Annotated in this window: 15 protein-coding genes; 1 reads left to right on the top strand and 14 read right to left on the bottom strand. The window is 61.9% G+C overall.

All coding sequences use genetic code 11. The annotated features are described in order from the left end of the window. The first annotated feature begins 14 nt into the window (after positions 1–14). Positions 15–908, top strand: coding sequence for a ribokinase (locus N434_RS17635; protein ID WP_110759584.1), 894 nt, complete (start codon positions 15–17; stop codon positions 906–908). A gap of 9 nt (positions 909–917) precedes the next feature. Here the strand turns inward: N434_RS17635 and N434_RS17630 are convergent, their stop codons facing one another. The 14 genes from N434_RS17630 to N434_RS17565 form a co-directional block, all read right to left on the bottom strand. Further along, the gene (locus N434_RS17630) at positions 918–1,688 is read right to left on the bottom strand and encodes a glutamine amidotransferase (RefSeq protein ID WP_110759582.1); all 771 of its coding nucleotides are present in this window, start codon (positions 1,686–1,688) and stop codon (positions 918–920) included. A gap of 24 nt (positions 1,689–1,712) precedes the next feature. Further along, positions 1,713–2,780, bottom strand: a complete 1,068-nt coding sequence (locus tag N434_RS17625) for a phosphotriesterase family protein (RefSeq protein ID WP_110759580.1) — start codon at positions 2,778–2,780, stop codon at positions 1,713–1,715. Positions 2,781–2,784: 4 nt separating this feature from the next. Then, positions 2,785–3,789, bottom strand: coding sequence for an ABC transporter permease (locus tag N434_RS17620; RefSeq protein ID WP_110759578.1), 1,005 nt, complete (start codon positions 3,787–3,789; stop codon positions 2,785–2,787). Then, positions 3,786–4,589, bottom strand: a complete 804-nt coding sequence (locus N434_RS17615) for an ATP-binding cassette domain-containing protein (RefSeq protein WP_110759576.1) — start codon at positions 4,587–4,589, stop codon at positions 3,786–3,788. The genes N434_RS17620 and N434_RS17615 overlap by 4 nt, the downstream gene beginning before the upstream one ends. After that, entirely contained in the window at positions 4,586–5,539 is a 954-nt protein-coding gene (locus N434_RS17610) for an ABC transporter substrate-binding protein (RefSeq protein WP_110759574.1), read from the bottom strand. The genes N434_RS17615 and N434_RS17610 overlap by 4 nt, the downstream gene beginning before the upstream one ends. 33 nt (positions 5,540–5,572) lie before the next feature. Then, positions 5,573–6,601 carry a LacI family DNA-binding transcriptional regulator gene (locus N434_RS17605; protein ID WP_110759573.1) on the bottom strand — a complete coding sequence of 343 codons (1,029 nt, stop codon included), beginning with the start codon at positions 6,599–6,601 and terminating at the stop codon, positions 5,573–5,575. 588 nt (positions 6,602–7,189) lie between these two features. Next, on the bottom strand, positions 7,190–8,842 hold the full coding sequence (locus tag N434_RS17600; RefSeq protein WP_110759682.1) for an OFA family MFS transporter: 1,653 nt from the start codon (positions 8,840–8,842) through the stop codon (positions 7,190–7,192). 110 nt (positions 8,843–8,952) lie between these two features. After that, positions 8,953–9,297 carry a formate dehydrogenase subunit delta gene (locus N434_RS17595; RefSeq protein ID WP_110759571.1) on the bottom strand — a complete coding sequence of 115 codons (345 nt, stop codon included), beginning with the start codon at positions 9,295–9,297 and terminating at the stop codon, positions 8,953–8,955. Between the two features lie 67 nt (positions 9,298–9,364). Then, complete coding sequence (gene fdhF, locus N434_RS17590) at positions 9,365–12,247, bottom strand: formate dehydrogenase subunit alpha (RefSeq protein ID WP_110759569.1); 2,883 nt, start codon at positions 12,245–12,247, stop codon at positions 9,365–9,367. A gap of 4 nt (positions 12,248–12,251) precedes the next feature. Continuing rightward, a complete protein-coding gene (locus N434_RS17585; protein ID WP_110759567.1) occupies positions 12,252–13,808 on the bottom strand; it encodes a formate dehydrogenase beta subunit in 1,557 nt (518 codons plus the stop codon). After that, positions 13,805–14,284 carry a formate dehydrogenase subunit gamma gene (locus N434_RS17580; RefSeq protein WP_046801244.1) on the bottom strand — a complete coding sequence of 160 codons (480 nt, stop codon included), beginning with the start codon at positions 14,282–14,284 and terminating at the stop codon, positions 13,805–13,807. The genes N434_RS17585 and N434_RS17580 overlap by 4 nt, the downstream gene beginning before the upstream one ends. 103 nt (positions 14,285–14,387) lie before the next feature. After that, positions 14,388–15,323: a LysR family transcriptional regulator gene (locus N434_RS17575; protein WP_110759565.1), complete on the bottom strand. Its 936-nt coding sequence runs from the start codon at positions 15,321–15,323 to the stop codon at positions 14,388–14,390. A 108-nt stretch (positions 15,324–15,431) separates the two neighbouring features. After that, positions 15,432–16,148, bottom strand: coding sequence for an aspartate/glutamate racemase family protein (locus N434_RS17570; protein WP_110759680.1), 717 nt, complete (start codon positions 16,146–16,148; stop codon positions 15,432–15,434). Between the two features lie 22 nt (positions 16,149–16,170). Beyond that, positions 16,171–16,800, bottom strand: coding sequence for a flavin reductase family protein (locus tag N434_RS17565; protein WP_110759564.1), 630 nt, complete (start codon positions 16,798–16,800; stop codon positions 16,171–16,173). Positions 16,801–16,802 lie beyond the last annotated feature (2 nt).

Raw genomic sequence — 16,802 nt, 5'->3', positions numbered from 1 at the left:
TTCGAAAGTTCTGCATGCGCGCCTTTGTTATCGGCAATATCGCACTGGATGAAACCTATTCCATTTCCGCGCTGCCGGAAGCGGGGGCGTCGATTTTCGGCGCGCAGGCTTCCCGCAGTCTCGGCGGCAAAGGCTGCAACCAGGCCATCGTCCTTGCACGATGCGGCGTCGAAACCACGCTGGTTGCCGCCATCGGCACGGATGAACGCGCCGTCGCGATACGCACCGCCCTTGCCCGCGAGCGCCTGAGGCCGCAACTCGCCGCGGTCGATGGTCCGAGCGATATTTCCATCATCCTGACCACGCCGGACGGTGAAAACTCCATCATCACCACCCGTTCCGCTGCGTCGGCACTTGGCGAAGCGGCTGCGACCGGTGCGCTGCGCGATGCCGTTGCCGGCGACCTCGCGGTCCTGCAAGGCAATCTTTCGGAAAAGACCACCCTGGCGATCCTTGAGGCTGCAAAATCGAGGGGCATGGTAACGGCCTTCAATCCCTCGCCGCTGCAACCCTGGTTCGCAGGCCTCTGGCCGCTGATCGACGTCGCCTTTCTCAACCGCATCGAAGCGGAAGAGCTTACCGGCGAAAGCGGCACCCGGGCGGGCGCCGTTCTGCTTTCGGCCGGGGTCGGCCGGGTCGTCGTCACCCTTGGCGGCGAAGGCTCGCTGCTGGTGAGCGAGGCCGGCACCCTCACCGTCCCGGCCACGCCCGCGACCATCATCGACACGACGGGTGCCGGTGACTGCTTCACCGGCGTCGCACTCGCCTCCGCATCGTTGCGCGGCGTTCCGGTGGATGAGCGGTCCCTGCGGCACGCTTCGAGAGCCGCCGCCATCACTGTGGGCCGCCGCGGCACCCAGGACGCTTTTCCGAACATCGAGGAACTGGCCTCGATCGTGCGGACCTAGACCGTCCCGTCATGCCTTTTCCGTCAACCAGCCGAGGATGTTCTTCCACAGGCGGCCATATCCGTCCCACTCGCAGAAAGCGGGGGAAAGCCAGTGCGGACCGATATCGGACGTCCATGCGGCGGTGCGGCCGCGTCCGAAACTGCCGGTAACGAGCAGAGGGTGCGCGCCCTGGTCTTCCGGCAGGCGGGCGACAACCTCGACATCGGCGCGGTCGCGGACCTCCACCTCATTCACGCCGAGCAGAAGCGGCCATTCGCCGGAAAGGCCGGCAACCGTCGGATGGTCGGGTTTTAGGATATCCGCGGTCGAACCTTCGGGTATTTCCACCCGGTCATCCCAGGCAAGGCAGGTCACGGGCAGCGTATCTTCCACCGGAGTCCGCCGCCAGCGCGCCTTGCCATCGATCCCCTGGAAGGAAAAATAACCGCCGACCATCAGCAGGCCGCCGCCTTTTTCGACCCAGGCCTTGAGCAGCTTCAGCCGGTTCGGCACGGTTTTGGAATGCAGCCAGACCGCCGGCGGCAACAGAAGCGAATTTGCGCCGATATCCGAAAGAATGATTGCGTCATAGGCGTCGAGCCCCGCCATGTCGAAGGGAAATTTCTCCACCGCATCGTGGGCCGTCATATAGGTCAGCTCATAGTCGCTGCCTTCCAGCGCCTTGACCAGAGGTTCTGCTCCGAGATGAAAGGTGACGCTGCCGAACTGATCGAAACCCTTGTAATGAGTGGCCGAGCTGACCCAGCTTTCACCGACGAGAAGCACTTTTTTTGTCATGATCTTTCCATTTCCATAAGTTCGTCAGGCCTTCGCCTGGAAGACCGAGAGCGGATTATCCCGCATGAGGGTTTGAAGAGTGGCGTCGCCGAGGCCGTGCCGTTTCAGCCGCGGCAGGAAATGCCTGAGAACATAGGCGTAGCCGTTGCCGCCATAACGCGTCAGCATCATTTTCAGGAAGACGTCATGGGAAAGGAGAATACGGTCCAGGTAACCGCGTTCCACCAGCGCGACGATGGAGCGGGCCGCATCCTCGTCGCTCGGGCATTGCACCTGCTGGTCGGCATAGAAAAAATCCATGCCGATCATGTCGTATTCGATGAAGGCGCCGCGGCCGGCAAGTTCACCCTGATAGGCCAGATCGTCATGCGAAGGGTTCATGTGGCAAAGAACGGTATGGCGCAGATCCGCCCCCTCCCCGGCGACGATATCGAGGACCCTGTGCCCCAGCCGCAGCCATCCCGGCAGATGCACCATCAGGGGCAGGCCGGTGCGCACCTGCGCCCGCGCCGCGCCGCGCAGGGATTTCTCCTCTTCCGCTGTGAAATCGGCGGAAACGCCGATTTCACCGATCAGACCGATCCTGACGTCGGTGCCGTCGACGCCCTCAAGCGCCTCACGCACGATCTCGTTCGCAATGGCGTCGACGCTGAGGCCCGCCACCTTCCGGGGGTGGGATGAGGCAAGGTAATAGCCTGCTCCCATGACGATGTTGAGCCCGGTCGCCTCCGATATCCTTTTCAGGGCAGACGGGTTCCGGCCGATGCCCTGGCAGGTGGGCTCCACGACCGTGTGCCCGCCGGCGGCGGCGAAATCCTTCAACTCCGCGATCGCCAGCGGCTCGTCATCCAGGGTAATATTGTGCCTGTTGACGAAGGGATCCTGCCGCAACTCCCCAAGGATTTCTATGCAGACGAACCCATCCGCCAGATATTGCCGCTCCGGCGTCTTCGGCGCATGCCACCAGCACCGGCAATCATTGAGAATATGCTCGTGCATCAGCGTCACACCTAGCCGTTCTGCCGCGATCGGGCCGCGCACGGTCATGACCCTGCCGGAACGGACATGTCCTTCGGACAATTCTGAGGCCATGGCATCACCCCTTTCTTTTTCCGCCGAAGCGGAAATTGGTGGTGAAGATGCGTGTGTTGAGCCAGATGGCCGCAAGGATGATCGCGCCGGTGACGATCTGGGTGAAGAACGGCGAGATATGCATCAGGATGAGACCATTGCCGATCACCGCGATCGTCATGGTGCCGAGCACGGTGCCGAGAATGGTGCCGCGGCCGCCCATCAGCGACGTGCCGCCGAGAACCACCGCCGCCACCACCTGCAATTCGAAACCCACAGCCGCGTTGGAGGAACCGGAGCCGAGCCGGGCGGCGATGAGGAGACCGGCGATGGCGGATGCCACCCCGGCGCCCAGATAGACCGAAGCAAGTATCCACTTCGCCGGCATGCCGACGCGCCGCGCCGCCTCGAGATTGGAGCCGACGGCCACCACACGGCGTCCATAACGCGTGCTGGAAAGGATGATATAAGCAATCGCCGTCACGAATATTCCGATCAGTGCCGGAACCGGCACGCCCAGAAGATCGCCGCGGCCGAGATAGAAGAAGCCCGGCGCGTCAGGTATCGGTATGGAGTAACCCTGGGTGATATAGAGCGCCACGCCGCGCAGGATGGAAAGCCCGGCCAGTGTGACGATGAACGCCGGAATGCCCTGATAGGCGATGAACCAGCCCTGCAGCAGGCCGAGCACCCCGCCCAATATCAGCATGGCCACCAGAACCAGGGGCCAGGCGTAACCCGCCGCCAGCAGAATGGCGCCGACGGCGTTGATCAGCGCCACCATGGAGCCGACCGAAAGATCGATGCCGCCGGTGATGATAACCAGCGTCATGGCAATCGAGACGATCAGGATCGGCGCGGCCTGGCGAATGACGTTCAAGAGATTGCCAGCCGTCAGAAACGTATCCGTCGTGGCGGAGAAAAACACCAGGCACAGGGCAAAAAATGCCGCGATAGACAGGACCTGCGCGTTTTCAGCGATAAAATCCGACAGCGGTGAGCCCTTGGCGCGTTCGGTATAGACGGTCAATGGCGTTGCCCTCCCACGATCAGCCGGACGAGGTCTTCGAGGCTGGTTTCGTTGATCTGCCGCTCGGCCACCTTGGTGCCCTCATACATGACCGCGATGCGGTCGCAGACACGGAACAGATCCTGAAGCCGATGGGTGATGAGAATGACGGAAACACCCTTCGCCTTGACACGGTTGATAAGAGACAGCACCGCCTCCACCTCCGCCACGGCAAGCGCCGAGGTGGGCTCATCCATGATCAGGACCTTTGGATTGAAGGAGGCTGCCCGCGCAATGGCAATGGCCTGGCGCTGGCCGCCGGAGAGCTTTTCCACCTTGGCGGTCAGGCGCGGAATGCGGATTTCCAGCGCATCCAGCATCTTGCGGGCCTCCGACAGCATGGTCTGCCGGTCGAGAAACGGTCCCCTGGTGATTTCGCGGCCGAGGAAGAGGTTGCCCACCACATCGATATGGTCGCACAGGCTCAGGTCCTGGAAGACCATTTCGATATTGCGGTTGCGGGCGTCGGCAGGGCCGGAAAGGCGAATGGTTTCGCCTTCCATCGTGATCGTGCCTTCGTCGGGAAGGTAGGTGCCGGAGATCACCTTGGTCAGGGTCGATTTGCCCGCGGCGTTGTCACCGACGAGACCGAGGCATTCTCCGGGAAAAATGTCGAGATCGACGCCGCGAAGCGCCTGATGCGAACCGAAGGTCTTGCGGATATTGCGCAGGGAAATGCGCGCTTCGCGACCGGGCTGCCGGGAGAGACTATCTCCCCCGGCCCCGTCGACAGCGCCTGGATGCTGTCCGGCGGCAATCATTTGAAAACCGCGCGGTAGGGTTCGACATTGGCCTTGGTAACGATCGTCACCGGCACGGCAATGGTCTTTTCGACCGTACCGCCATCCGCAAGCGTTTTCAGCGCCTTGACGGCGGCGGCACCCATGGCCGCAGGATCCTGCTGGATGACGCCCGCGACATAACCCGCATCGATGCCGGCGATGGCCTGCTTGGTCAGATCCCAGCCGAAAACCTTGATGTCCTTCTGCTTGCTCTGGCTTTCGACAGCGGCGACGGCGCCCAGAAGCGCCGGCTCGCCGGTGGCATAGATCGCCGTCATGTCCGGATTGCCGGTAATCAGGTTCTCGGCGGCGGAAAGCGCGGTGTCCTGCACATTCTGGCCATCGACGACGCCGGCCGCGGTGATGCCGGACTTGTCCTTGATGGTGTCTTCGAAACCCTTCTGGCGGATGTTCTGGATGAAGGAATTCAAAGCGCCGACCACGCCGATCTTCGCTTTGCCGCCCATGTCAGACATCACATAGTCGAGGAAAAATTTCCCCATATCGGCGCCCGCCTTGCCGTTATCCACGCCGATCTGCGCCTTTTGCGGGCCTTCGGGCAGGATGGCGTCGATGGCGACGACCGGGATATTGGCGGCGGCCGCCTGTTTCACGGCCGGCATGATGCCGTTGACATCGATGGCGACGACGGCGATGCCGTCAACCTTCTGCTGGATATAGGTTTCGATTGCGCTGTTCTGGGCCGCCGGATCGTTATTGGCGTTAAAGATCACCAGCTTGACGCCCGCTTCCTTCGCAGCCTTTTCCGCGCCTTCGTTCATCTGGTTGAAAAACAGGGCCTGCTGGTTGATCTGCACCAGGGCGATGGTCTTTTCGGCGGCATTGGCAAGGCCAGCAGACAAAGTTGCGCCCGCAATGACCGTCGCAGCGAGAGCTGCGGAAACATATCGACGTTTGAAACTCATCATTCTCGTTCTTCCTCTGTTGGTTTTCGTTGCGTTTTATAAGGCCGCCGGCGGTGCAACGGATTCCCGCACGACGATTTCGACGGGCAGCAGTTCCTCCGACAGCAGCGGAGAGTCCTGATCCCAATTGGTTTCCAGAAGCAGCGACAAGGCGCGTTGGCCGATGGCGCTGACGGGCTGGCGAATGGCGGTCAGCGGCGGCGCGAAAAGATGCAGCGGTCCGACATCGTCGAACCCGATCATCGACACATCCTGCGGAATGCGCACGCCTTCGGCGCGCAGGACTTCGATAAACCCGATGGCGATTTCATCCGAGCTTGCGAATATCGCTGTCGCCGGACGCCCCTCCTCCAGGAAACGGCGGGCGGCGGCCCGGCCGAATTCGACCGTATATGCGCCGCAATATCTGGAAATCGACAGCTCTGCCGGCGCCACCCGCTCGCAAAGCGCGGATTTGAAGCCGCTGAAACGGCGTTCGGTACTGATCATGTCCTCTGGACCGCCGACATAAAGCACCCGGCTGTGTCCATACTGCGCCAGATGCGCACCCGCCAGACGACCGCCCTGCTCGTTGTCGCAGAAGAGCTTCGGAACGATTGCGCCGGGCACATCCTCATCCACCACCACGACCTTGCCGGTGGTGTTGATGAGTTCCGCCAATTCATCCGTATTGGGATGGTTGGTGATAAAGACGAGGCCATCGACATGGTTGCGGGCCAGCAGTCGCAGATATGACAATTCGCGACCCGTGCGGTTCAGCGTGGCGAACAGCGATACGGCAAGACCGCGCCGATCGGCCTCCTCTTCCACGGCCGCGACGAGCATGCCGAAAAACGGATTGCCGATATCGGGAACCACCAGGCCGATCGTATCCGAGCGCCCACGGCTCAAACGCCGGGCATGGGGGTTGGGGACATAATTGAGGTCGCGAATAGCGGCCTCGATACGCGTTTTCGTCTCCGCCGGCAGCTCCAGCGTGCCGTTCAGCAGTCGCGATATCGTCGCAACGGAAACGCCCGCCGCACGGGCAACGTCCTTCAGGCTGGTCGCAGGGTTTCGCGCCATCTTATTCCCATTTCCTGTTCCGCTCTTCGGGTCTTTTTTCGACCTCTCATCGGCTTGTAAATCGCTTTACTAAACCGGTTTACAAAGAAATCCAAAAGCCGGACGGAGTCAATACGGTTTCGTCGCTTCCATGAAAATTGCCCAAGGGCCAAGGTGTCGCCCGCTTGCCGCACAGCGCGGCGCAGCAGCGGACGTGACCGGATATCATCCGCGAAAATCGAAATGCTGCGAACCTTGCCCCACCCGCCGTCAGCCGAACCGGGGAATGATCGACAGGGCTGTGACACCTGCGATGCGGCGCTCAGGGTTCCGCTGCGGCAGATGGCTTCCCCAAGACGAAGCATGGAACAAGATCGCCCCGGCGCCGAACGCCGGGGCGGTTTCTAAAAAGCGGTCCGGAAGACGAAGTCTCGAGGTTCCGATGATTGCGGAGCGGGATTTGGACCCGCCCCGAAGCCCAGGGATTTTGCAGAGAGCGGGGCGCGGTTCACCGGACAGTTTCCAACCGCCTCGCCTTCGGGCATCCCGATCAGTCGGCATGCCGGCTGAGCGACGTATCCATCCGGTGCGGACGAAAACGCCGGCCGTTCAACCAAACAGCGCCAGACTGCTCTTCACCGTGACCCACACGCCCCAGAGCAGCGGAATGCCGACCGCAGCCCAGGCAAGCGCCGCCTTGGCTTCCAGCCCGCCGCGTCCGATGCCGAAGGAGCCTGTCGGGCCGGCATTGGCCGCCGCGGTCTTCGCCTGAAGCGCCGCGACCTCCGCATCCGACATGAACCACTTGTCCGAGAGAGGCCGCACCAGCGCATTGGCCACGAGGCCGATGGCCAGCATGCCCGCCAATATATACATGGTGCTGGTATAGAGCGCCGGTCCGGGCGCGACGCCGGCCGCGATCTGCGCCTCGCGGATATAGTTGACCACCACCGGGCCGGCGATGCCCGCCGTCGCCCACGCCGTCAGCAGGCGGCCATGGATCGCGCCTACGAACTGCGTGCCGAAAATATCGGCGAGATAGGCGGGAATGGTGGCGAAGCCGCCGCCATACATGGACAGGATAACGCCGAAGGCGAGCACGAACAGCGCCTTGGAGCCCATGGTCGCAAGCGTCGGCGCCAGTGCGTAAAGAATGATGCCGAGAATGAAGAAGCAGAAATAAGTGTTCTTGCGGCCGATCTTGTCGGACATCGACGCCCAGAAGAAGCGGCCGCCGATATTGAACAGGGACAGCAGACCGGTGAAGCCGGCCGCTATCGCCGCGATCTGCGCCTTCTGCCCGGCATCGAGATCCGCAAAACCCACGCCGGGCAAGCCGATCAGCGAGCCCGCGAAGATCTCCTGCAGCATGGGCGAGGCCATGCCGATGACGCCGATGCCGGCCGACACGTTGAGGCAAAGCACCGCCCAGATCAGCCAGAATTGCGGCGTCTTGTGCGCATCGCGCAGATGCACGTGGCGATGGGTTATCATCGCGCTCTTGGCGGCGGGCGCTGTCCAGCCCTCGGGACGCCAGCCCGCAGGCGGAATGCGGTAACCGAAGGCGCCCGCCATCATGAAGACGAAATAGATCAGGGCCATGACGACGAAGGTCTGCCAGACGCCGACGGAGGCCTCGGTCTTAAAGGTATTCATCAGCAGGTTGGCGAGCGGCGCGCCGATCATCGCACCGCCGCCGAAGCCCATGATGGCCATGCCCGTCGCCATGCCGCGGCGGTCCGGGAACCATTTGATCAGCGTCGATACGGGCGAGATATAACCAAGGCCGAGACCTATGCCGCCGATGACACCCGCGCCGAGCCACATCAGCCAGAGCTGGTGCGTCATGACACCGAGCGCCGCAACGAGAATGCCGCCGCACCAGCAGCAGGCGGAGACGAAACCGGCCTTGCGCGGCCCCACCCGTTCCAGCCAGCCGCCCCAGATCGCCGCCGAGCAGCCCAGGAGAACGAAGAAGAGCGTATAGATCCAGCCGAGATCGGCCACGCGCCAGTTGCACTGCGTGGTGAAGAGCGCACCCACAAGGGTAAGGCTGGAGCAACTGGGGTCCGTCGCCGGCAGCGCTTTCGACAGCGGCAACCAGAAAACGCTGAAGCCATAGGCCATACCGATGCATAAATGAATTGCCAGAGCCGCCGGCGGCACCAGCCAGCGATTAAAACCCGGTTTTGCTATGATCCTTTCGCGGTCCAGAAGCCCGGCCTGGGCCGCCTCTCCCGCTGTCGCACCTGCTACTGCCATCGACATTTCCTCCCTCGTGGATGTCTGGACGTGACGTTCACCCCCGCCGGGCGAACACCATTGCCACCGCACGTCCCCCGTGCGGCAAAACGTTTTTCCGGCCCCGCCGTTCAGGCCCCGCCGGTCTCCGGCACGCTCGGTTCGGACAGGGATTCGCCGGCGATCGGCCCCTTTCCGCCCGGCGCGCCCTTGCTGTCTTCGCCAAGCCCAACCGCATCTGCGGCCGGCGCGCCCGGCCGCCTGATCTGTGCAGACGCCGCCAAAACGAGCGGCAGAAAATCGCCGGCACCGGCATCCACGATCTCGAAAAACCGGCGGCGCATACGCGGCTCCCAGAATTTATTGATGTGGGTGGCGACACCGTCAATGCGGACATCCTCCGGTTGAGACAGGAAAAAAATCGCGATCTGGTTCGCCATTCTCACCAGTTTTTCGTCGGTGTGATTAAGCAACATGCTGTTCCCCGCGCCGCCTGCCGATCGGCGTCCATGTTTCAAATGACCGGGGCATCCCCGGCCCCGATTATTCGGCTGCTTCCAGCTTTCCTGCGATCCGCCGCGACCGGCGGCCGAGCGCGTCATATTCCTCCTGCCATTCCGTCGGCCCGTTGGAAGGTGATATCTGCACGGCGGTCACCTTGTATTCGGGACAGTTGGTTGCCCAGTCGGAGAAGTCGGTGGTGATGACATTCGCCTGCGTGCCGGGATGGTGGAAGGTCGTATAGACCACGCCCGGCGCCACGCGGTCGGTGATCAGCGCCCTCAGCGTCGTGTCTCCGGAGCGGCTGGCGAGCTTCACCCAGTCACCATCCTTGACGCCGCGCTGTTCGGCATCATGCGGGTGGATTTCCAGCCGATCCTCCTCATGCCAGACGACGTTTTCCGTGCGCCTCGTCTGCGCGCCCACATTGTATTGCGACAGGATGCGGCCGGTGGTGAGCAGCAGCGGGAAGCGCGGGCCGGTGCGTTCATCCGTCGCCACATATTCGGTGCGGATGAACTTGCCCTTGCCGCGCACGAAACCGTCGACATGCATGATCGGCGACCCTTGCGGAAACTTCTCGTTGCAGGGCCACTGCACCGAACCGTTCCGCTCGAGATAATCATAGGAAACGCTGGCGAAACTCGGTGTCGTCGCCGCAATTTCATCCATGATTTCCGACGGATGTGCATAGTTCCATGAAAGCCCCATGGCCTGCGCCAGCTTCTGTGTCACCTCCCAGTCGGCAAAACCGTTCTTCGGCGACATGACCCGGCGCACGCGGTTGATGCGGCGCTCGGCATTGGTAAAGGTGCCGTCTTTTTCGAGGAAGGTGGAACCGGGCAAAAAGACATGCGCATAATTCGCCGTCTCGTTCAGGAAGAGGTCGTGCACCACGACACATTCCATGGCGGCAAGACCGGCGGACACGTGCTTCGTGTCCGGATCGGACTGGAGAATATCCTCGCCCTGAATGTAGATGCCCTTGAAGCTGCCATCCACGGCAGCGTCGAGCATGTTGGGGATACGCAGCCCCGGCTCGTTGTTGAGCTTCACGCCCCAGAGTTTCTCGAAGATGTCGCGCGTGGCGTCATCGGAAATATGCCGGTAACCCGGAAGCTCATGCGGGAACGAGCCCATGTCGCAGGAGCCCTGAACGTTGTTCTGCCCGCGCAGCGGATTGACGCCCACGCCGGGGCGGCCAATATTGCCGGTCGCCATGGCCAGATTGGCAATCGCCATGACCGTGGTCGACCCCTGGCTGTGTTCGGTCACGCCAAGGCCGTAATAGATCGCACCATTGCCGCCCCGGGCATAAAGGCGTGCGGCCCCGCGCAGTTCTTCCGCCGGAACACCGGTGAAACTTTCGGTTTCTTCCGGGCTGTGCTGAGGTTCGGCAACGAAAGCGGCCCAATCCTCGAATTCCGACCAGTCGCAACGCTCGCGGATGAAGGCCTCGTTGAACAGGCCTTCGGTGACGATCACATGTGCAAGCGCCGTCAGCACCGCCACGTTGGTGCCGGGCTTCAGCGGCAGGTGGAAGGATGCCTCCACATGCGGGCCGCGCACGAGATCGATACGGCGTGGATCGATGACGATCAGTTTTGCGCCCTGCCGCAGCCGCTTTTTCAGCCGGGAACCGAAGACCGGGTGCCCATCCGTCGGATTGGCGCCGATAACGACGACGACGTCGGAATACTCCACGCTGTCGAAATTCTGCGTTCCCGCCGAGGTGCCGAAAGCCTGACCGAGACCATAGCCCGTGGGCGAGTGGCAGACGCGGGCACAGGTATCGACATTGTTGTTGCCGAAACCGGCACGGATGAGTTTCTGGACGAGGAAGGTTTCCTCATTCGTGCAGCGGGACGAGGTTATGCCGCCGATGGCTTCCCGGCCATATTGGCCCTGGATGCGGTGAAACTCCGACGCGACATGGGAGAAGGCCTCCTCCCAGCTGACTTCCCGCCAGGGATCACTGATCTTTTCGCGGATCATCGGGTTGAGGATACGGTCCCTGTGGGTCGCATAACCATAGGCGAAACGGCCCTTGACGCAGGAGTGCCCGCGATTGGCCTGCCCGTCCTTCCACGGCACCATGCGCACCAGCTCTTCGCCGCGCATTTCCGCCTTGAAGGAACAGCCGACACCACAATAGGCGCAGGTCGTGACCAGCGAATGTTCCGGCTGGCCGATCTCGATCACCGATTTTTCCGTCAGTGTCGCGGTGGGACAGGCCTGCACGCAGGCGCCGCAGGAAACGCAGTCGGAATCAAGGAAGGCCTCATGCGCGCCGGGTGACACGCGGCTTTCAAAACCACGCCCTTCGATCGTCAGTGCGAAAGTGCCCTGCACTTCCTCGCAGGCGCGCACGCAACGCGAGCAGACAATACATTTGGAAGGATCATAGGTGAAATAGGGATTGCTTTCGTCCTTCGGCATCCAGCGGGCATTGAGATCGCCATCACCGGTGCGTGCCTTGACGTGGTTGTCACCTTCATAACCGTAGCGCACATCGCGCAGGCCCACGGCACCCGCCATGTCCTGCAATTCGCAATCGCCGTTAGCGGCGCAGGTCAGACAGTCGAGCGGGTGGTCGGAGATATAAAGCTCCATCACACCCTTGCGGATCTGCTTCAGCCGCTCCGTCTGCGTATGCACGACAAGACCGGGAGCAACAGGCGTGGTGCAGGAGGCGGGAGTGCCGTTGCGGCCTTCCACCTCGATAAGACAGAGCCGGCAGGAGCCGAAAGCATCCACCATATCGGTGGCGCAGAGTTTCGGCACGTCGATACCCGCTTCGCGTGACGCGCGCATGATCGACGTTCCCGCCGGTACGGTGATCTGCCGGCCGTCGATGGTGAGCGTCACCATGTCCGTTGCGCGGGATTTCGGGGTTCCGTAGTCGAATTCAGAAACAAGGGCCATGGTCTTACTCCGCCGCTTCAACACGTGGGATGGGGGCAAAATCATCAGGGAAATGCCGGAGCGCGCTCATGACGGGATAGGGCGTGAAGCCGCCAAGCGCACAAAGCGAACCGAACTTCATGGTCTCGCAGAGGTCAGCGAGGAGCGCCGTATTTTTCTCCCGCTCGATGCCGAGCGCGATCCTGTCAACCGTCTCGACGCCGCGCGTGGAGCCGATGCGACAGGGCGTGCACTTGCCGCAGCTTTCGACGGCGCAGAATTCCAGCGCGAACCGGGCCTGATGCAACATATCGGCGGTATCATCGAAAACCACGATTCCGGCATGTCCGATAAGGCCGCCAGCCGCCGTAAAGGCTTCATAGTCGAAGATCGTGTCGAACAGCGAAACCGGGAAATAAGCGCCGAGCGGACCGCCCACCTGAACCGCCTTGACGGGACGGCCGGTGATCGTGCCGCCACCGATATCGTTGACCAGCTGCCCGAGCGGCAGGCCGAAGGCGGTCTCGTAAAGCCCGCCATGCCGGATGTTTCCGGCAAGCTGGATGGGGATCGTGCCATGCGAACGGCCGACGCCGAAATCGCGGTAAAAGGCGGCACCCAGATCCATGATGACCGGAATGGAGGCCAGCGAAATCACATTGTTGACGACGGTGGGTTTTCCGAACAGGCCCTGCAGGGCAGGTAGCGGCGGCTTGGCGCGCACGGTGCCGCGCTTGCCTTCCAGACTGTTGAGAAGCGATGTTTCCTCGCCGCAGACATAGGCGCCGGCACCCATGCGCACTTCGAGATCGAAGGCCCGCCCGGAACCGAGGACGGAGGCGCCGATGATGCCTTCGCGGCGGGCGATCTCGATCGCCTGCTCCATGACCTTGATGGCGAAAGGATATTCCGAACGCGTATAGATGAAACCTTTCGTCGCGCCGACGGCGAGGCCGGCAATCGCCATGCCTTCGATCAGCACGAAGGGATCGCCTTCCATGATCATGCGGTCGGCGAAGGTGCCGCTATCGCCCTCGTCCGCATTGCAGACGATATATTTCTGGTCGGCCACCGCATCGGCAACGGTCTTCCATTTGATGCCCGTGGGGAAACCTGCGCCGCCGCGTCCGCGCAGGCCGCTTTCGGTCACCTGTGCAACGATGTCGAGCGGTGCCATGGCGACGGCTTTTTCGAGGCCTTTCATGCCCTGATAGGCGCGGTAATCCTCCAGCGACAATGGATCGGTAACGCCGCAGCGCGCAAATGTCAGACGCGTCTGGCTTTTCAGGAACGGGATGTCCTTGGTCGGCCCGAGACAGAGACGATGCTCGCCGCCAGTCAGAAAATCCGCATCGAAAAGCGAGGCGACGTCGCCGGCGTTCACCGGCCCGTAGGCGATGCGGCCATGGTCGGTGCGCACCTCGACCAGCACTTCCAGCCAGAGCATGCCGCGCGAACCGTTGCGGACAATATGCACATCAAGATTGCGGCTGGCCGCCTCCCGGGCAATGGCTTCTGCCACGCGGTTTGCGCCAACGGCAAGTGCGGCGGAATCGCCGGGAACAAAAACGGTGACACTCATCGGCGCGCCTCCGTCAGAATGTCGCCAAGACAGTCCTCATCAAGGCGGGCGTGGACTTCGCCGTCCAGCATCAGGGCCGGCGCCTGCGCACAAAGCCCGAGACAGAAAACCGGTTCCAGCGTGACGGAGCCGTCAGCGGCGGTTTCGTGCCAGTCAAGGCCGAGGCGGGACTTGATGGTATCCGCCAGAGGCTCGCCACCCATCGACTGGCAAGCCTCGGCGCGACAGAGCTTCAAGACATGCCGGCCGGAAGGATGATCACGAAAATCGGGATAGAAGGTTACGACGCCATGCACCTCCGCCCGCGACACGTTCAGTGCGGAGGCGATGATCTGCTTGGCGCTTTCAGGAATATAGCCGAATTCTTCCTGAACCGCGTGCAAAATGGGCAGCATTGGCCCTTCGAGGTGAAGAAAGTCGTCAATGACCGCGGAAACACGGGCCGCCTCATCTGCGGCAACCGCCTGGATATTCATAAGCCAGTCCTCCCAAACCGACAGGGGCAAGGATGGCGGGCGGGACATTTTCAGCCCTTTCGCAGCCCCTGCATTGGCGGCAAGAATGGCGAGAGCGGCAGGATCAGGTCAATAAGGTGTTTCCGTCGCTCGATAGGAATTTCCTATCAAAAGCCAGCTCCGAAGCGCGCTGCCGCGCCTCGTGAAGAAGCGCTGAAACCAGCGGCGTATGCGGTTCGCGGTAAGTCGCAATCAACCCCACGAGATGCTCGGCATCGGGCTCGATGATCGGGATCATTTTTATCTGTTTTGGAAAACCGAATGATTCCGCTATGTTACGCGGCATTATTGAAGCCCATTGTCCGGTTCGAATATGGGAAAAAAGCACGATCATGGAATTGGATTCGAGTGTTGGCTTCACCTCCACACCCGCTTCCGCCATGTGTTTGTTGATGATACGGCGGTTCTGCATGTCCGAAGTCAATAGGCATAGCCTAAGACCGGCAACCTGCCTCCAGGTAACGCTTTCCTGATCGGCCAAAGGTGTTCCGGCCGCTGCGATCAGGTGATATCGCTCCGAATAAAGCGGCACCGTCGTCACCCGCCCCAGCGGCTCATTGTCGAGATAGGTGATTCCCGCGTCGATCTCGAGATTTTCTATCTGCCCCAGCACCTGAAGCGAGGTGCGTGACGTTACCGAAAATGTCACGGCGGGATGGCGGGCCTGAAACGGTTCCGTCAATCGCGGTACCATGGCAAGCGCGGTGGGAATGACCGCAAGGCGGATATGGCCGGCCAGACCCTTGCGGGCGGCGCGCATTTCCTCACGCATGGTGCGCGTATCGGCAACGATGCGGCGCGCCCATTCCAGCACACGCTGGCCCTCCGGCGTCAGCCCCTGATAACGGGCGGCGCGCACCACCAGAACGACACCCAGCTGATCCTCCAGTTGCCGGATCGCCGCCGAGAGGCTGGGCTGCGAAATGCCGCATTCCTCCGCGGCCCGCCCAAAATGCTCCGCGCGCGCCAATGCGATGAAAAATTCCAGCTTGTCGATCATGCGTCCTCCCCGCAGCGCGCGACCCTTGCGAAGGCGGCGCGCGGGAGAACACTAAAGCGAGGAGCGCAAGCCCGCAAATGGCTGCGGCCGTTTTCCCAGAAATCAGGCTTAGGCGACGAGTTCTATTCCCTTGATACGCGGATAATCATAGGCATTGACCTTCGAAGTGCTGTAACCAGCCCCCACCAGCGCCTCAGCCAGTTTCACCGCCGCCGTAACCCCATCGATAACAGGCACGCCGGTTGCCTCGCGCAGCCTGTCGCACAAAGCCGACATGCCGGCGCATCCAAGGATGATCGCTTCCGCCGCATCCTCCTTCTTGGCCGCTTCGATCTCGCGGATCAGCATCAGTTCGGCGGCGACAGGGTCTTCTTCGAGACCAAGCACCGGCAGATTGATGGCGCGAACCCTGCGGCAATGCCGCTCCGCCCCATAGTTGCCGACAAGGTCCTCGATGATGGGGATCGAACGCGGCAGGGTGGTGATGATGGAAAATCGGCGGCTGATCGTCATCGCCACCTGCACGGCGGCCTGGCAGATGCCGATGACCGGCCCGCGCGCCACTTCTCGGGCAGCATGCAGTCCAGGATCGTCAAAGCAGGCGATGACATAGGCGTTGACGCCCAGCTGTTCACCCTTGCGGATTTCCTGCAGCAGGCCCGGAACGGCCAGCGCCTCATCCGCTCCACCTTCGATACTGACGGGCGTATCGAGGGGATTTGCAGCGGAAATTTTCGTATCCATGTGTTTGACGCGCAAGGCACTGTCGAGCGCCTGCGCCGTCATCGAGGCCGTAGAGTTCGGGTTGATCAGGCGAATATGCATCGGGGTAAGCCTTTCAGGACCTTCACGCGCCATCTGGCTTGATGAAGTCGGTAATCGCTGGCGCCTTTAGGACGAACTGGCGGTCCGAAGTAATGTAATTGTCGGCGTGAAGACGTGCGATCGGCTGGTAGCGGTCCGGATCGACATAACGCCCCTCTTCATCGAGGCAATCCTTGTGCACATGCATATGCACGACCTCACCCAGAACCAGCGTGCGGCGCGGATAATCGATCAGACGCTCCACCCGGCACTCAAAGGCGCAGGGTGATTCCGCCGCAAAGCTCGCATCGATCTTGTTGCAGGGGGTCGCGGTCAGCCGCGCCATGGAAAGTTCGTCCACCTCGCTGTCAAAGCCGAGGCCGCAGACGAGCATCTGTTCCGACAGGGCCATATCCACCATGTTGATGACGAATTCGCCGGTGCGGCGAATATTGACCATCGTGTCCTTCTCCTCGCCCGTCACCCGCGGCTGGATACCGAGGACGACGATCGGCGGATCATGGGAGAAAACGTTGAAAAAGCTCATCGGCGCCGCATTGTTGTGGCCGGCAGCCGAACGCGTCGTGACGAGCGCAATCGGCCGGGGACCGATAAAATTCGTCAGCAGACGGTAACGGCTCTGCGGCTCGAGCGTGGTGAAGTCGAATTCCATGA

This window comes from Rhizobium sp. UGM030330-04 (genome assembly GCF_003208455.1).
Taxonomy (GTDB): domain Bacteria; phylum Pseudomonadota; class Alphaproteobacteria; order Rhizobiales; family Rhizobiaceae; genus Agrobacterium; species Agrobacterium rhizogenes_A.
The sequence above is the reverse complement of the archived record's forward strand: the minus strand, read 5'-3'. Positions and strand labels throughout refer to the sequence as shown.

Bases quoted from the DNA above. Each gene is read 5' to 3' on its own strand.
- N434_RS17635 (WP_110759584.1), top strand. From the start codon at position 15: ATGCGCGCCTTTGTTATCGGCAATATCGCACTGGATGAAACCTATTCC.
- N434_RS17630 (WP_110759582.1), bottom strand. From the start codon at position 1,688: ATGACAAAAAAAGTGCTTCTCGTCGGTGAAAGCTGGGTCAGCTCGGCC.
- N434_RS17625 (WP_110759580.1), bottom strand. From the start codon at position 2,780: ATGGCCTCAGAATTGTCCGAAGGACATGTCCGTTCCGGCAGGGTCATG.
- N434_RS17615 (WP_110759576.1), bottom strand. From the start codon at position 4,589: ATGATTGCCGCCGGACAGCATCCAGGCGCTGTCGACGGGGCCGGGGGA.
- N434_RS17610 (WP_110759574.1), bottom strand. From the start codon at position 5,539: ATGATGAGTTTCAAACGTCGATATGTTTCCGCAGCTCTCGCTGCGACG.
- N434_RS17605 (WP_110759573.1), bottom strand. From the start codon at position 6,601: ATGGCGCGAAACCCTGCGACCAGCCTGAAGGACGTTGCCCGTGCGGCG.
- N434_RS17600 (WP_110759682.1), bottom strand. From the start codon at position 8,842: ATGGCAGTAGCAGGTGCGACAGCGGGAGAGGCGGCCCAGGCCGGGCTT.
- N434_RS17595 (WP_110759571.1), bottom strand. From the start codon at position 9,297: ATGTTGCTTAATCACACCGACGAAAAACTGGTGAGAATGGCGAACCAG.
- fdhF (WP_110759569.1), bottom strand. From the start codon at position 12,247: ATGGCCCTTGTTTCTGAATTCGACTACGGAACCCCGAAATCCCGCGCA.
- N434_RS17585 (WP_110759567.1), bottom strand. From the start codon at position 13,808: ATGAGTGTCACCGTTTTTGTTCCCGGCGATTCCGCCGCACTTGCCGTT.
- N434_RS17580 (WP_046801244.1), bottom strand. From the start codon at position 14,284: ATGAATATCCAGGCGGTTGCCGCAGATGAGGCGGCCCGTGTTTCCGCG.
- N434_RS17575 (WP_110759565.1), bottom strand. From the start codon at position 15,323: ATGATCGACAAGCTGGAATTTTTCATCGCATTGGCGCGCGCGGAGCAT.
- N434_RS17570 (WP_110759680.1), bottom strand. From the start codon at position 16,148: ATGCATATTCGCCTGATCAACCCGAACTCTACGGCCTCGATGACGGCG.
- N434_RS17565 (WP_110759564.1), bottom strand. From the start codon at position 16,800: ATGGAATTCGACTTCACCACGCTCGAGCCGCAGAGCCGTTACCGTCTG.